The sequence below is a fragment of the Streptomyces sp. NPDC001604 genome, assembly GCF_042893475.1.
GTDB lineage: Bacteria > Actinomycetota > Actinomycetes > Streptomycetales > Streptomycetaceae > Streptomyces.
On the sequence record NZ_JBIAUY010000029.1, the window covers coordinates 56,439 to 71,203 of the forward strand.

The following is a 14,765-nucleotide window of genomic DNA, read 5'->3' on the forward strand; positions in this document are numbered from 1 at the left end:
TGGTGGCGCCGTTCCCCGCGCCCCTAAAGGGGCGCCAGCCACTGCGCCAGGGCTACTGGATCCGGAGGTTCCGGCAGCAAACGGCTTACGGCTACGGCGAGTTCGGGACTGTTGGTCAGGGCGGCCCCGGCGGCCTCCTCGCCCGTCTCGGTCAGCGCCAGGCCCAGGCCTGCCCAGGCTGCGGGTCTGGCTCCGGGAAGCGCCAGTTCCTCGGCATAGAGCTTGACCGCGGTTTGTGCGTCGCCGGCCACCAGGGCCAGGTCGGCCGCGGCGGCGCCGGGGATCTGGGCGGCGGGGTCGGGGTCGGTGAGCAGCCTTGCGTACTCCGCGGGGTCGACGAGGCTGAGGCGGGACAGCAGTGCCAGGGTGTCGAGCCGGCAGGCGCCGGGGTCCGTGCGCAGTTCGGGTTCCGGCACCGGCCGCAGCGGGGCGCCGCCGTGCTGCCAGGCCTGCGCCAGCGCCTGGGCGTAGGTCTTGGGGGTGTGCAGGTGGTGGGCGCGCCAGGTCGCCTGGTGGTGGGCGGACGCCAGCCGGGCGAGGTTGTGCTCGTGCTGCCCCACTGGCTCCGCGCTCCAGTGTGCCGTCTGCTCCGAGAGCGCCTCGCAGAGCCGGCGCCCCAGCGGGGTCAGCAGGGGGTGGTCCCGCAGGGTGGTGAGCACCTGGTCCAGGGCGTCCCGCAACAGCGCGAACTCGAAGCCCGCGAGACCCTCCTCCCCGCGCGCACGCCAGTAGCGTGCGACCCCCGAGAAGGCGTACGCCCCGTGCACCAGCCCGCCGAGCGGACGCGGATCGTCCCGCCAGGGGGCGTAGAACAGGTCGGCGCAGTCCTCGAAGAGCGGGGCGAGGAAGATGAGGCCGTTGAGCAGGGTGTGCCGGAACTCATGGATGAGAGCTACACCGAGCTGGGCCGGCAGCACCGCCGTGTCCTGGTCGGGTTCCGTCAGCAGGACGCAGCCGAAGGCGTCGCTGGAGGAGGCGGTGCGCCCGCGCAGGCGTTCCCGGTGGGGCAGCGGGACGAGGGACAGCAGCCCTGCGGAGAGCGCGCGGGCGTCGGCCCGGTGGTCGGCCACCAGAAGGGGCCACATGGCGGAGATCCAGCGCTCCCAGTCGGCGAACTGCTCGGGTGCCAGCCGCCGGGAGGCGGCCAGCCCGGACACCGCCGAATAAGGGCCGAGGTCGTCGATCGCGAGCGTGAGGGTCAGGCCGTCGGCCGTGGCGCGCAGCCGGCGCAGCCCCTGCCAGCCGGGCGCGTCGCGTTCGGGATCCTCCGGCAGCGTCACCGCCGTACCGGCCCCGACGATGCTCACCACACCGTCCTGTGCCCGCACCTCTGCGGTCCCCCAGGGCTCGGCTGTGTCCAGACGCGCCCGCCCCAGACAGGGCAGGAACACGGCTGAGTCCCGCACGGGGACCCGCACCCGGAAGGGGGCGCCCGCCATGATCGACACGGTGGCCGCGAACTGGGCGAGGAAACCCAGCTCCACCCACAGCGGCACGTCCTGCGCGCTCTCGTCCCGCTCGGCCCGGGACAGCCGCCGGAGCAGGGCGGCAGCCCACAAGCCGACCTGCGGATCGAGCAGTACGGCGCGAACGGCCTCGGGGGCCCGCTTCTCGACGCTCTCCAGCAGCCGCCAAGCCTCCTCGACCCCGGCGGTCTCGGCCTCGGGAGTCCCGGCGCAGGAGTCCAGGATTCCCCGCATGAGCAGCAGCCGGCGGCTGTACTCCACGTCCAGGAGCACGGCTACCGCAGTGTCGTCCTCGGTGGTGGCCAGCAGGGAGCGCAGGACGGACACGGAGAGCTGGTGATGGTGCATCGGCACGATTTCCTCGATCCCGGCCAGGGTGACGTGCGGTGCAATCTAGTCGGTGACACCCGGCGCGGAGACTGCGTTGCCGAGTCTCGTGGGGACTGTGCAGGGGCGGTGCGGGAACTAGCTGCCGTTGCTGCCACCGATGGTGGACAGCGGTTGGTTGACGCAGAGCCTCAGGTGTTTGACGGAGGGCTCCAGAACCATGCTGTCCAGGCTGCTGAGCTCTCCGAGAGAAAGCCCCGAGAGGTCGGGAAGCCAGCTGGACATGGCTGTTTCCGACACTGCCACCTCGGATGGAGTGGCCTGATTCCTCGATGCCATGACGTCCCGCCGCTTCCCCAGATTCCACTACACGCGGAACGGTCGCCCGCGCAGGATAGACATGTGTCGAAGATTACACAACACCCTGCCCCTGCACAGACTCGGGGCAGGGTGTCAGGGGCGCTAGCGGACCGAAGCGAGATCCCCCTGGCGTGCGGGGGCATCCTGCGCGCCCCCGGTGCGCAGCTCCGCAGCATCGGCCCCCTCCGCCTGCTCCCCCGCCCGCTTCGGCAGAGCGAACATCAGGACGAAGATGGCCCCCATCACCGCGGCGACCCACCCCAGCGCATGCTGGAAGGCGTTCACGAACGCCGGGCCCACCTCGGATTGCGTCAGCCGGTCGCCGATCTCCCCGAAGAACACCACCGAGACCAGCCCGAGCCCCAGCGCGTTCCCCATCTGCTGCACGGTGTTGATGAGCCCCGACGCCGAGCCGGCGTGCTCGCGCGGCACGTCCGAGAGCACCGCGTCCGTCAGCGGGGCCACGATCAGGCCCATGCCGACGCCCATCACGACCAGGGGCAGCGCCATCTGCCAGGACGCGATGGCGAGGCCGTAGCGGCCAGACTCCCAGATGTAGATCAGGACACCCGCGGCCATGAGCAGCGCGCCCGCCTGGAGCACCTTGCGGCCGAAGCGCGGCACCAGCTTCTGCACGGACAGGCCGGCCGCCGTGGAGACGGAGATCGAGAACGGCACCCCGGTCAGCCCCGCCCGCAGCGGGCTCCAGCCCAGCCCGGTCTGCATGTAGAGCGTCCACACCAGGAAGAAGACCCCGAGCGCGATCCCGAACACGGTCTGCACGGCGATACCGGCCGCGAAGCTCTTCACCCGGAACAGCGAGAGCTCCACCAGCGGAGACCCGTCCCGTACGGCCTTGCGCCTCTCGTACGCCACCAGCACCGCGAAGACGACGAGCGCGCCGGCCATCGAGAGGTACCCCCACAGCGGCCAGCCCAGCTCACGGCCGCGGGTCAGCGGGTAGAGCAGCATCGTCAGCCCCAGGGTGACGAGGGCGACCCCGACCAGGTCCAGCTTCAGCGCCCGCGGCGCCTTCGACTCGGTGATGAAGCGGCTGCCCAGGACCAGGCCCGCGATACCGACCGGGAGGTTGATGAGGAAGATCGGCCGCCACTGAAGACCCCACAGGTTCCACTCGGTCAGCAGTGCGCCGAGCAGTGGGCCCGAGACCGCCCCGAGCCCCACGATCGCGCCGAACAGGCCGAACACCTTGCCCCGCTCGTGCGCCGGGAAGGTGGCGTGCACGATCGACAGCACCTGAGGCACCATCATCGCCGCCATGCCGCCCTGCAGGATCCGGGAGGCGACCAGCATCTCCGGGTTCGCGGCGAAGCCGCACAGCGCGGAGGCGAGGGTGAAGCCGCCGATGCCGACGAGGAACAGCCGCTTGCGGCCGTGGACGTCGCCGAGCCGCCCGCCGGTGATCAGCCCCGCGGCGAAGGCGAGCGCGTAGCCGGCGGTGATCCACTGGATCTGGCTGACGGAGGCGCCGGCGTCCCGCCGGATCGACGGGATCGCGATGTTGACGATCGTGACGTCGACGAGGTCCATGAAGGCCGCGGTCATCACGATGGCGAGGGCGAACCAGCGCCTGCGGTCGCCGGAGGCGGAAACGGATGGGATCTCGGTGGAGGTCATACCTCGAAGCTAGACCCCTACTAGGTCAGATCGTGTCCTAGTTCTGCGGCATGCTCTCACCATGACGACGGACACCCCGGCGCGACTCCTCCAACTCCTCTCCCTCCTCCAGACTCCCCGCGAATGGCCCGGCGGCGAGCTCGCCGAGCGGCTGGGCGTGTCGCGGCGCACGGTGCGGCGGGACATCGACCGGCTGCGCGAGCTCGGCTATCCGGTGCAGGCGACCCTGGGTGCCGAGGGCGGCTACCGGCTGGTCGCGGGCAAGGCGATGCCACCGCTCGTACTCGACGACGAGGAAGCCGTGGCGATCGCGGTCGGGCTGCGGGCGGGCGCCGGACACGCCCTGGAGGGCGTGGACGAGGCCTCCGTACGGGCCCTGGCCAAGCTGGAACAGGTGCTGCCCTCCCGCCTGCGCCACCGCGTCTCCACGCTCCAGGCCGCGACCACACCGCTGACCAGCGGGGACGGGGCGAGCATCGCACCCGAGACACTGACCGTCATGGCGTCCACAGTGGCCGGGCACGAGCGCCTGCGCTTCGCCTACCGCGCCGGCGACGGCACCGAGTCCCGACGCCTGACGGAGCCGTACCGCCTCGTCTCCACCGGCCGCCGCTGGTACCTCGTCGCCTACGACCTCGACCGCGCCGACTGGCGCACGTTTCGCGTCGACCGGGTGAGCGACCCGTTCGCAACCGGCGCCCGGTTCGCCCCGCGCGAGCTGCCGACCGGAAACGCGGCGGAGTATCTGCGCCGCTCGATGCAACGACACCAGGAGTCGTACGACTTCGAGGTCACCTTCGCCGCCCCCGCGGAAACCGTCGCGACCCGCATCCCGTCCTGGCTGGGCACCCCGGAACCACTCGACGACCACAGCTGCCGCCTACGCGCCCGCACAAGCGACGCAGCGGACTGGCTCGCGGTCCGGCTGGCCCTGCTGGGCTACGAGTTCACGGTACGGGAACCACCTGAACTGGCGGAGAGCGTACGAGAGTTGGGCGGACGGCTCGTACGGGCGGCGGGTAATTGACGCATCCTGCAAGTGGCCTCGCCGTGCGGCACAACCGCACCCTGAAGGGGCGCGGGGAGCTGCGCGAGCAACCCCCCAGAGACCCGCAGACGGATCACACGAGATCCGCCCACGGACGTCTCACCTCGGGCGGGTTAGCGAAACGTGACGACCCTATGGCAGAGTGTCACGCCGCGGGACACATGCGACGGCGGGCCACCCCAGTGTTCAGGTCTGGGGTGGCCCGCCGTCATGTGTGTCCCGGCGAGATCTCAGTGCGCCCCGAAAGAGAGCCGGGCCCCGGCGCCCGGGGGGAGGGGCGCCGAGGCCCGGCTCAGGAAAGTCCCGCCGCCGGGGGGGATGTGCGTCGGGACTTGGTCCGGTGGTTGCAGTGGGTCCGGTCGTTCAGGGGGTGGGACGGTGCCGCCGAACTCCTGTGCCCTGAAGTCTTGTTCCCTGCTTCTGACGGTTGAAGCGGCGTCGAACCGCCATGTTTGCGCGGTCTTTCGCCACCCGGCGTGCGCGGCCTCCGGCGCGTACGCCACCCGGCTCTGACCGCGTGCCGTACGCGCCCTGCGACCGCTCGTCAGGCCGCCGCCTCGAAGCCCGTGTCGCGGGCCAGCTTCTTCAGCTCCAGCAGGGCGTGCTTCTCGATCTGCCGGATCCGCTCGCGGGTCAGACCGTGCTCCTTGCCGACCTCCGTCAGGGTGCGCTCGCGGCCGTCCTCGATGCCGTAGCGCATCTTGATGATGGACGCCGTGCGCGGGTCGAGCCGGCCGATGAGGTGGTCGAGTTCCTCGCTGCGCAGCAGGGTGAGGACGGACTGCTCGGGGGAGACCGCGGAGGTGTCCTCGAGCAGGTCGCCGAACTGGGTCTCGCCCTCGTCGTCCACCGCCATGTTCAGCGAGACCGGGTCGCGGGCCCAGTCCAGGACGTCGATCACGCGGTCCGCGTTCGAGCCGAGCTCGGCGGCGATCTCCGCGGGCTCCGGGTCGCGGCCGTGCTCGCGGTTGAACTCGCGCTGCACACGGCGGATCCGGCCCAGCTCCTCCACCAGGTGGACGGGCAGGCGGATGGTGCGCGACTGGTCCGCTATCGAGCGGGTGATCGCCTGACGGATCCACCAGGTCGCGTACGTCGAGAACTTGAAGCCCTTGCGGTAGTCGAACTTCTCGACCGCGCGCACCAGACCGGCGTTGCCCTCCTGGATCAGGTCGAGCAGGGGCAGACCGCTACGGGGATAACGGCGGGCCACGGCCACGACCAGGCGGAGGTTGGAGCGGATGAAGATGTCCTTGGCGCGCTCGGCCTCGGCCACGAGGGCCTCGAGCTCCTCGCGGGTGGCCTCGGCCTTGGACTCCTCGTACCCGTCGAGAACCTGTCGCGCGAACACACCCGCCTCGATGATCTGGGACAGCTCGACCTCCTTGGCGGCGTCGAGCAGCGGTGTGCGCGCGATCTCGTCGAGGTACATGCCGACCAGATCACGGTCGGCGATCTCGCCGGCGTGGGCGCGAACACTGCTTGCCGCGTCGGCCGTCTCGCCGGTGGCGGACTTACGACGGGCGACGGCACGGGTTGCCATGCGTGCTCCCTTGCGATGGTGGGCTGGCGGGTGGTCTCTCAGACGCCGGGCACTCGCCTTCGAGTGCCGCTGAGCACTTTGGTCGGGTGCCCTGCATCCGATGGAAACAACGACTGGAATCCGGACAGAATTCCCAACCCGCCCCCCGATTTTTCTGATCATGCAGTACCCTGTCCGGCCACAGAGGGAGGCCGGAGGGTGTCGGAACGTACAGAGGTGCAGGTCAGACCGGGAGTCGAGGAGGACCTCGACGCCCTCACCGACATCTACAACCACTACGTACGTGAGACGCCCATCACATTCGATACCGCCGTCTTCACTCCGGAAGAGCGTCGTCCTTGGCTGCTCTCCCACCCTGTAGACGGGCCGCACCGGCTGATGGTTGCCACGGATGCGGACACACAGGAAATTCTGGGCTACGCCACATCCAGCCCTTACCGTGCGAAACCGGCCTACGGGACGTCGGTCGAGGTCACGGTGTACGTGGCCCCGCACGCGGGCCGCCGCGGCATCGGCACGCTGCTGTACAAGGCCCTCTTCGAGGCCCTGGCGGAGGAGGACCTGCACCGCGCCTACGCGGGCATCGCACAGCCCAACGAAGCGTCCACGCGGCTGCATGAACGCTTCGGGTTCCGCTATGTCGGCACGTACCGGGAGGTGGGCCGGAAGTTCGGCAGGTACTGGGACGTCGCCTGGTACGAGAAGGAGCTGTAGGCCCACAGGGTCTTGAGGCCCACAAGGTCATGAGGCCCACACGGTCACGAGGCCTCAGCCGAACTGCACCGACCGCTTCGCCATCCCCATCCAGAAGCCGTCGATCACGGACTTCTGCGCGTCCAGCTCGCCGGTGACGTCCGCCGCGCCCATGGTCACGAACAGCGGGGCGAAGTGCTCGGTGCGCGGGTGGGCGTAGCGACCGGCCGGGGCCTTGTGGAGGAAGTCCAGCAGCCCGTCCCAGTCCCGGGCCTCCAGCGCCCTGCGGCCCCAGTCGTCGAACTCCGAGGACCAGCTCGGCACTCCCCCGCCCGTGTGCCGCAGCGCGGCCAGGTTGTGGGTGAAGAAGCCGGAGCCGACGATCAGTACGCCCTCGTCGCGCAGCGGCGCGAGCTTGCGGCCGATCTCCATCAGCCTCACCGGGTCGAGGGTCGGCATCGAGATCTGCAGGACCGGGATGTCGACGGCGGGGAACATCTCGACGAGCGGGACGTAGGCGCCGTGGTCGAGGCCGCGGTCCGGGATGTCCTGCACGGGTATGCCGGGGGCGCGCAGCAACTTCCGTACGGAATCGGCGAGTTCGGGCGCGCCGGGGGCCTCGTACTTCACCTGGTAGTAGTGCTCCGGGAAGCCCCAGAAGTCGTAGACGAGCGGGACGGTCTCCACCGCGCCCAGCGCGAGCGGGGCCTCCTCCCAGTGGGCGGAGACCATGAGGATCGCCTTGGGGCGCGGCAGGTCGGCGGACCAGGCGGCGAGTTCGCCGGGCCAGATCGGGTCGTCCGCGAGCGGCGGCGCGCCATGGCTGAGATAGAGGGCGGGCATGCGCTCCTGAGTGGCGGCGGACATGACAGTTGCTCCCAATGCTTGAACTCTCAAACTCCCTGCTTCAGAGCATACGCCCCATTTGTTTAATATTCAAGGAGCCCTCTCGTACGATGGATACATGAATACGGCACCCGCATCCGCTGAAGAAGCAGACGCAGCGGCGAAACCCGCCGGGCAGACCCGCTGGCTCACCGACGACGAGCAGCGCATCTGGCGCTCCTACCTGCACGCCACCATGCTTCTCGAGGACCATCTCGACCGCCAGCTGCAGCGGGACGCGGGCATGCCGCACATCTACTACGGGCTGCTGGTCGGCCTCGCCGAGGCCCCGCACCGGCGGCTGCGGATGACCGAGCTGGCCATGAAGTCGAAGATCACCCGGTCCCGTCTCTCGCACGCGATCGCGCGGCTGGAGAAGAACGGCTGGGTGCGGCGCGAGGACTGCCCCTCCGACAAGCGGGGGCAGTTCGCGGTGCTGACGGACGCGGGCGCCGAGGTGCTGGGGCGGACCGCGCCGGGCCATGTGACGGCCGTACGGCAGGCGGTGTTCGAGCGGCTCACCCCGCAGCAGCAGGAGGCCCTCGGCGAGATCATGGAGATCGTCGCCGAGGGCCTGCAGCCCAGCGATGCGGGCGCGGACCTGCCCTGGCTCCGCTGAGCCGCTCACTCAGGAAGCCAGGACAGTTCCTGGGGTCGTACGCGAGAGGCGTCCCCTTCCTCTCGCGTACGGATGGTTCCGAAGGGGTACCGCCGGACGGTCGCCGTCAGTGGGCGACCACCGGGACGGCCAGCTCGTCCTCGACGCCGTCCGCCGAGCCCGACACGGTGGTCGAGCCGGGGCTGCCGGCGTTGACGAGGGTCACGACGATCGCGGAGGCCAGCACCAGCATGCCGACGGCGAACCAGATCGCGTTGGTGTAGCCGTGCACCGCGCCCTGCATCTGGACCAGCTGCGCCTGCGACTTGGAGGTCGCGGTCGCGATGTGGTCCTTGATGTACGCCGTCGTCGCGGACGCCGCGATCGTGTTCAGCAGGGCCGTGCCGATCGCGCCGCCCACCTGCTGCGAGGTGTTGACCATCGCGGAGGCCACACCGGCGTCCCGGGGCTCGACGCCCAGGGTGGCCAGGGACATCGCCGGCATGAACGCCGTACCCATGCCGAGGCCGAGCAGCAGCATCGCCGGCAGGACCAGCGAGGCGTACGACGAGCCGATCTCCAGCCGGGTCAGGAAGAACATGCCGCCGGCCGCGACCAGGAAACCGGGGCCCATCAGCGCCCGGGCCGGAACCCGGGTCATCAGCCGGGCGCCGATCTGGGTGGAGCCGACCATCATGCCCGCGATCATCGGCAGGAAGGCGAAACCGGTCTTGATCGGCGAGAAGCCCTTGATGACCTGGAGGTAGTAGGTCAGGAAGAGGAACGTGCCGAACATCGCGATGATCGCGATGCCGAGCGAGAGGTAGATGCCGCCCCGGTTGCGGTCGGTCACCACGCGCAGCGGCAGCAGCGGCGCCTTGACCTTCGCCTCGGTGACCACGAAGGCGATCAGCAGGACGGCCGACGCGACGAACAGCGAGACGGTGGTGGTGTCGCCCCAGCCGTCGGACTCGGCGCGGGTGAAGCCGTAGACCAGCGAGACCAGGCCGGCGGTGGAGAGCAGCACACCCGGGATGTCGAGCGGGTTGCGGTTGCGGCCGCCCTCCGGCTCACGGATGACGAAGTACGCGCCGAGCGCGGCGATCACGGCGAACGGGATGTTCACGAAGAACGTCCAGCGCCAGTCCATGTACTCGGTGAGCACGCCGCCGAGGATGAAGCCGACGGCGCCACCGCCACCGGCGATCGCACCGTAGATGCCGAACGCCTTGGCGCGCTCCTTGGCGTCCGTGAACATCACGGCGAGCAGGGACAGCGCGGCGGGCGCGAGCAGCGCGCCGAAGACGCCCTGCAGGGCACGGGCGCCGAACATCATGGCGCCGGTGGTGGCAGCTCCGCCCAGCGCGGAGGCAGCGGCGAAGCCGACGAGGCCGACGACGAAGGCACGCTTGCGGCCCCACAGGTCGGCGATCCGGCCGCCGAACAGGAGCAGACCGCCGAACGCGAGGGCGTAGGCCGTGACGACCCACTGCCGGTTGCCGTCCGAGATCCCCAGGTCGGTCTGGGCGGACGGCAGGGCGATGTTCACGATGGTCGCGTCGAGCACGACCATCAGCTGGGCGAGCGCTATGAAGACGAGCGCTTTCCAGCGGTTGGCGTCGCCGGTGTTCTCGACAGCGCCTGGAGCCTTTGAGGCTGTTGCAGACATGGGGGTACCCACTTCGGGACTTCGTGACGGAAAAAGGTGTCGTGACGGGGACGGCTCGCCTGCCGAGACGGCCGGTGAGTTTCGAGAGTGTCGACTCGCTTGGAGTCCTGAACTAATCGGTGCGGGTCCTAGTCGGTGCGGGTCCTAGTCGGTGCGGGCCCTGATCCGTGCAGGGCCCTGGTCGGTGCAGAGCCCTAGTCGGTGCAGGGGCGGCGCAGATCCTCCACGGTCACGGCTGCACCCGGCAGGACGGAGTGGGCCGGGGCCCGTAGTCCGTCCAGGAACAGTTGCAGATGGCGGTGTACGAAGCGGTCGCTGACGACGCAGTCGGTGCCGGCCGGGGGCCGGCTGAGCTGCGCCACGACGATCATCAGGTCCCCGACGCCCACGTCCGGGCGGAGCTGTCCGGCCCGCTTGGCGCGGTCCATCAGCTCCTCCACGAACTCCTCGACCCGCTTGCGGGCCGCCTCCAGGTCGGGGTGGTTCTGGTCGAAGGTGCTCTGGACCATCGGGCACAGCGCGCTGATCCGCTCGTCGGCGGCGGTGTGCACAAAGCGCTCGAGCGCCTCGAAGGCGTCCCCGGTCTCGGCGAGCGCGAACTCGGCCGCCTCCGACGTCCGGTCCATGACGGAGCAGACGACTTCGCGTACGAGTGCGTCGCGGTCGGGGAAGTTGCGGTACACCGTGGCGTTGCCCACGCCGGCCCTGCGGGCGATCTCGTCGAGCGGCACCTCGGGGCCGAACTCGGTGAACATCTCCCGGGCGGCAGTGACGATCCGCTCCCGGTTGCGCAGGGCGTCGGCGCGCGGCCGGGTCACCTTGCGCTGCGGGACCTTCGCGGTCGTCGTGGCGATCACGGTGTGCTCCTCGGTTGAGAGTTTCTGCGAATGGTCGGTGGTGCTGCGATGACCGATGGTGCTGCGATCCGGGGAAGCACTCCCCGTTTCACTCGGACACTGACTAAACGGGGAGACGCTCCCCGCTTATTTCAGGTTGACGAAGAGATTTAATGTGACCTGAGTCACAGCTCCCTCTCGGCGAAACCCCACGTTCGGGCTCCTCCAGCGCGCGCCCGCGCAGCCCCCGACCCAGGGTGATCGAAAGGGCGCAGTCCGATGCCGCCGGCTGCCATGGACGAAGGACGCGTGCATGCAGCTCTGCCGTGGGATACGTCCACGCCGCGCGGCCGCCCTCGCGTCCGTGACCGCCCTGACCTTCGCGGTCAGCACCTCGGCCGGCACCGGGCATCTGACGGTGCCCTCCGCGACCGCCGGAGCGGGCCCGATCGCGCCGGCCCGCAGCGCCGTGCTCAACCCCTGCATGATCAGGGGCGGCCACGCCATCCAGCTGTCGGAGGGCGTCCCGACGGGCGCCGGCTACTCCCGCTCCACGGGCACCGTCCACGCCCTGACCCTGATGGTCGACTTCTCCGACGCACCCGGCCCCGGCAACGCCCTCGACCGCTTCCACGAGTTCTTCCCGAAGACCCGCCAGTGGTTCCGCACCGCCTCCTACGGCCGCCTGGACTACCGCCCCGAGACCCCCATCCGGCACTGGCTGCGCATGCCGAAGCCGTTCAAGGCGTACGGCATAGAACGCGGCGCCCCCTTCGACTCCGGCTACCGCGAGCTCGTCCAGGACATCGTGAGCGCCGCCGACCCCAAGGTGAACTTCCAGGACTACGACTTCCTGAACGTGCTGGTGACGCCGAACGCCGGCCCGTCCGCCCTGGACACGGTCCTGTCGGTGACCTTCGCCGGCAACACGGAGGCACCGGTCGCCGACGGCATCCCCGTCGCCAACGTCTCCTTCGTCTACTCCCGCCAGGACGACGGCTCCGGCTCCTACGGCAGGACCGGCTACCGGGTGCTGCCGCACGAGAACGGCCATGTCTTCGGCCTGCCCGACCTCTACACCCAGGCGGGCGGCGGCGCGGTCGGGCACTGGGACATCATGAGCGAGGACTGGGGGGCCAACAACGACCTGCTCGGCTGGCACAAGTGGAAGCTCGGCTGGCTGGACCCGTCCCAGGTCAGCTGCGCCTCACGGCACGGCACCACGGAGCACACACTGACCCCGCTGGAGCGCACGGGCGGCCCGAAGCTGGTCTTCGTACCGCTCAGCAGCCGCACCGGGTACGCCGTGGAGGTGCGCACCCACGCGGGCAACGACGAGGCCGTGTGCCGCCCGGGCGTACTGATCTACAAGGTCGACGCGGCCGTCGACACCGGCATGGGACCGGTGAAGGTCTACGACTCCCGGCGCGACAGCGGCGGCTGCACCCGCAGCCCCAACGTGCACGCGGAACTCTCGGACGCCCCCTTCACCCCCGGCGAGGTCTTCAAGGACCCGAAGCGGGGAATCCGCATCGCGGTGGCGGGGACGGACGGCTCCGGAGGCTCGCGAAGCTACCGGGTGCTGGTGACCCGGCGGTGAGCGGCCCGCAATGCACCGGGGTTCTCCGCATTACGGTAGGCATGCCCCGACCGCCGTACCGGAGACCCGATGCCCGCCAAGCCCATGATGGACGCCGACGCCGCTGCTCCCGACGTACGGGCCGCGTCGTCCGCCGCACCGGCCGACGGCTCTGTCGACGTACCGGCCGAGGCGGTCGCGCCGCTCATCCGGGGGGTGGCCGTGCTGCGACGGCTCACCGAAGCAGGCGGGACGCTGAGCCCGAGCGCCCTGGAGCGGGCCACGGGCCTCGCCCGCTCCACGGTCGACCGGATCACCGCCACCCTCGCCCGTATGGGATACGTCCGCCTCGACGGCCGGGACGTGATCCTGACCCCCCGCCTGATGGAACTGGGCAACGCCTACCTCTCCGCCCTGCGCCTGCCCGCCCTGCTGGACGCACGCGCCGACGCCCTCGCCGACGAACTGGACGAATCCGTGTCCCTGGCGGTCGCCGACCGCGACGGCATCCGCTTCATCCACCAGGCCACCCGCCGCCGCGCGATGTCCCTGAGCTTCCGCATCGGCGACCTGCTGCCGGCCGAACGCACCGCGCCGGGCGCCCTGTTCGCAACGGAGTGGACGCAGGACGACTGGCGGGATTGGCGGCAGCGCAGAGCAGCGGACCCGGAGGGGACACTCTTCCCGGCCGTGCCCCCACCCCAACATCCGTCCCCCGACGAGGACTTCGAGCGACGGGTGGCCGAATCGACCGCGAACGGCTGGGCCTTGGACGACCAGCTGATCGAACCGGGCCTGGTCGCCGTGTCCGTCCCCGTACGGGACCCACGCACCGGCCGTATCGCCTGCGCGGCCAACGTGGTGAGCCACACCAGCCGGCACACCGCCGCGGACCTGCGCGACACCCTGCTCCCCCGGCTGCGGGCGGCAGTACGGGTGATGGAGGACGACCTGCGCGAGGTACCGCCGCCCCAGCCGTCCGCCGCGCCCTCCGGCCTCGCGACCTGGACCGGCGCGTCGAAGCAGGAACTGGGCCGGGAGTTCGTCGAATCCCTGGCCCGCGGCCTGACGGTCCTGACGGCCTTCGGCGAGGGCCGCGCCGCCCTGACCCTGACGGAGGTGGCAAAGGCGACGGGCCTGGCCCGCGCGACGGCCCGCCGAGCCCTGATCACCTACGAACACCTCGGCCTGGTCCACGCACAGGACCGCACCTTCACCCTGACCCCCCGCGTCCTGGCCCTCGGCTTCCCGCCCCTCTCCCGTACGTCCCTCCCTGAGATCGCAGCCCCGCACATGGCCGAACTCGCCCGGACGGTCCACGAGTCGACGTCCCTGGCTGTGCTGTCGGGCCACGACATCCGGTACACGGCCCGCGTCGCCACGAGCCGCATCATGAGCGTGAACATCACGGTGGGCACCCGGCTGCCGGCCTACGCGACATCCATGGGCCGCGTACTGCTGTCGGACCTCCCCCCGTCCGACCGCCCTCTCCCCCTCCCCCTGCACCCCCTCACCCCCCACACCCTGACCGACCCGGAGGCCCTGTCCCGCCTCCTCACCGAGATCCGGTCCCAGGGCCACGCCCTGGTCGACGAGGAACTCGAGGAGGGCCTCCGCTCGATCGCAGTCCCGGTCCGCGACCGCACGGGCCGAGCGGTCGCCGCCCTCAACGTGGCCATGCACGCGGCCCGCCACACGCCCGAGGAGTGCGAACGGGACATCCTGCCCCACCTCCGCGCCACGGCGACCCGCATCGAGCAGGACCTCCACGTGGCGGGCCGCTTCACCCGAGTACCGACGACCTGACCCCACCCCCCACCCGAACAGATCCGGTACGCTGACGCCTGTGGCCTCCACGGCCACGACCCCGCCTTCGTAGCTCAGGGGATAGAGCACCGCTCTCCTAAAGCGGGTGTCGCAGGTTCGAATCCTGCCGGGGGCACCAGGTCTGACCAGCGCGTTTACCTCTCCGAGGTAGGCGCGCTGTTCGTCGTAGCCGTGGCATTAGCCGTCAGTAGGTTCCACGTCATGGCAAACACCAAGGTCGAGACCACCCAACGAGGCCGCATCCGGCGCAATGGATCCGGCTAACAAGCGAGCGTCTACGTCGGCCGCGATCCGCT

Annotated in this window: 12 protein-coding genes and 1 tRNA gene; 6 read left to right on the forward strand and 7 right to left on the reverse strand. The window is 70.4% G+C overall.

Annotated elements, in window-relative coordinates; all coding sequences use genetic code 11:
• Positions 1 to 23: 23 nt before the first annotated feature.
• The 3 genes from ACFY1E_RS45350 to ACFY1E_RS45360 form a co-directional block, all read right to left on the reverse strand.
• The gene (locus ACFY1E_RS45350) at positions 24 to 1,814 is read right to left on the reverse strand and encodes an HEXXH motif domain-containing protein (RefSeq protein ID WP_389087788.1); all 1,791 of its coding nucleotides are present in this window, start codon (positions 1,812 to 1,814) and stop codon (positions 24 to 26) included.
• A gap of 117 nt (positions 1,815 to 1,931) precedes the next feature.
• Complete coding sequence (locus tag ACFY1E_RS45355) at positions 1,932 to 2,078, reverse strand: hypothetical protein (protein WP_389087790.1); 147 nt, start codon at positions 2,076 to 2,078, stop codon at positions 1,932 to 1,934.
• A 177-nt stretch (positions 2,079 to 2,255) separates the two neighbouring features.
• Positions 2,256 to 3,791 carry an MFS transporter gene (locus tag ACFY1E_RS45360; RefSeq protein ID WP_389087793.1) on the reverse strand — a complete coding sequence of 512 codons (1,536 nt, stop codon included), beginning with the start codon at positions 3,789 to 3,791 and terminating at the stop codon, positions 2,256 to 2,258.
• Between the two features lie 61 nt (positions 3,792 to 3,852).
• Between ACFY1E_RS45360 and ACFY1E_RS45365 the strand changes: the two genes are divergently transcribed.
• Positions 3,853 to 4,818, forward strand: a complete 966-nt coding sequence (locus ACFY1E_RS45365) for a helix-turn-helix transcriptional regulator (protein WP_389087795.1) — start codon at positions 3,853 to 3,855, stop codon at positions 4,816 to 4,818.
• Between the two features lie 565 nt (positions 4,819 to 5,383).
• Here the strand turns inward: ACFY1E_RS45365 and ACFY1E_RS45370 are convergent.
• Positions 5,384 to 6,382, reverse strand: coding sequence for an RNA polymerase sigma factor RpoD/SigA (locus ACFY1E_RS45370; RefSeq protein ID WP_389087798.1), 999 nt, complete (start codon positions 6,380 to 6,382; stop codon positions 5,384 to 5,386).
• Positions 6,383 to 6,580: 198 nt separating this feature from the next.
• On the opposite strand from ACFY1E_RS45370, the gene ACFY1E_RS45375 reads away from it, so the two are divergent.
• Entirely contained in the window at positions 6,581 to 7,096 is a 516-nt protein-coding gene (locus ACFY1E_RS45375) for a GNAT family N-acetyltransferase (RefSeq protein WP_389087800.1), read from the forward strand.
• 54 nt (positions 7,097 to 7,150) lie between these two features.
• Here ACFY1E_RS45375 and ACFY1E_RS45380 read toward each other — a convergent pair whose 3' ends face one another.
• Positions 7,151 to 7,942, reverse strand: coding sequence for a dioxygenase (locus ACFY1E_RS45380; RefSeq protein WP_389087803.1), 792 nt, complete (start codon positions 7,940 to 7,942; stop codon positions 7,151 to 7,153).
• A 97-nt stretch (positions 7,943 to 8,039) separates the two neighbouring features.
• Here ACFY1E_RS45380 and ACFY1E_RS45385 point away from each other — a divergent pair, with 97 nt between their 5' ends.
• A complete protein-coding gene (locus tag ACFY1E_RS45385) occupies positions 8,040 to 8,579 on the forward strand; it encodes a MarR family winged helix-turn-helix transcriptional regulator (protein WP_389087805.1) in 540 nt (179 codons plus the stop codon).
• A 106-nt stretch (positions 8,580 to 8,685) separates the two neighbouring features.
• Here the strand turns inward: ACFY1E_RS45385 and ACFY1E_RS45390 are convergent, their stop codons facing one another.
• On the reverse strand, positions 8,686 to 10,227 hold the full coding sequence (locus tag ACFY1E_RS45390) for an MFS transporter (RefSeq protein ID WP_389087808.1): 1,542 nt from the start codon (positions 10,225 to 10,227) through the stop codon (positions 8,686 to 8,688).
• Between the two features lie 194 nt (positions 10,228 to 10,421).
• Positions 10,422 to 11,084, reverse strand: coding sequence for a TetR/AcrR family transcriptional regulator (locus ACFY1E_RS45395; protein ID WP_389087810.1), 663 nt, complete (start codon positions 11,082 to 11,084; stop codon positions 10,422 to 10,424).
• Positions 11,085 to 11,376: 292 nt separating this feature from the next.
• Between ACFY1E_RS45395 and ACFY1E_RS45400 the strand changes: the two genes are divergently transcribed.
• From ACFY1E_RS45400 to ACFY1E_RS45410, 3 genes are all read left to right on the forward strand, one after another.
• Positions 11,377 to 12,663, forward strand: a complete 1,287-nt coding sequence (locus ACFY1E_RS45400) for a M6 family metalloprotease domain-containing protein (protein ID WP_389087813.1) — start codon at positions 11,377 to 11,379, stop codon at positions 12,661 to 12,663.
• 69 nt (positions 12,664 to 12,732) lie between these two features.
• Complete coding sequence (locus ACFY1E_RS45405; RefSeq protein ID WP_389087815.1) at positions 12,733 to 14,448, forward strand: IclR family transcriptional regulator C-terminal domain-containing protein; 1,716 nt, start codon at positions 12,733 to 12,735, stop codon at positions 14,446 to 14,448.
• Between the two features lie 63 nt (positions 14,449 to 14,511).
• Positions 14,512 to 14,587 (forward strand) — tRNA-Arg (locus ACFY1E_RS45410).
• Positions 14,588 to 14,765 lie beyond the last annotated feature (178 nt).

What these genes read in the sequence shown, in the direction of transcription:
- ACFY1E_RS45350 (WP_389087788.1), bottom strand. Translation starts at nt 1,814, where the DNA reads ATGCACCATCACCAGCTCTCCGTGTCCGTCCTGCGCTCCCTGCTGGCC.
- ACFY1E_RS45355 (WP_389087790.1), bottom strand. Translation starts at nt 2,078, where the DNA reads ATGTCCAGCTGGCTTCCCGACCTCTCGGGGCTTTCTCTCGGAGAGCTC.
- ACFY1E_RS45360 (WP_389087793.1), bottom strand. Translation starts at nt 3,791, where the DNA reads ATGACCTCCACCGAGATCCCATCCGTTTCCGCCTCCGGCGACCGCAGG.
- ACFY1E_RS45365 (WP_389087795.1), top strand. Translation starts at nt 3,853, where the DNA reads ATGACGACGGACACCCCGGCGCGACTCCTCCAACTCCTCTCCCTCCTC.
- ACFY1E_RS45370 (WP_389087798.1), bottom strand. Translation starts at nt 6,382, where the DNA reads ATGGCAACCCGTGCCGTCGCCCGTCGTAAGTCCGCCACCGGCGAGACG.
- ACFY1E_RS45380 (WP_389087803.1), bottom strand. Translation starts at nt 7,942, where the DNA reads ATGTCCGCCGCCACTCAGGAGCGCATGCCCGCCCTCTATCTCAGCCAT.
- ACFY1E_RS45385 (WP_389087805.1), top strand. Translation starts at nt 8,040, where the DNA reads ATGAATACGGCACCCGCATCCGCTGAAGAAGCAGACGCAGCGGCGAAA.
- ACFY1E_RS45390 (WP_389087808.1), bottom strand. Translation starts at nt 10,227, where the DNA reads ATGTCTGCAACAGCCTCAAAGGCTCCAGGCGCTGTCGAGAACACCGGC.
- ACFY1E_RS45400 (WP_389087813.1), top strand. Translation starts at nt 11,377, where the DNA reads ATGCAGCTCTGCCGTGGGATACGTCCACGCCGCGCGGCCGCCCTCGCG.
- ACFY1E_RS45405 (WP_389087815.1), top strand. Translation starts at nt 12,733, where the DNA reads ATGCCCGCCAAGCCCATGATGGACGCCGACGCCGCTGCTCCCGACGTA.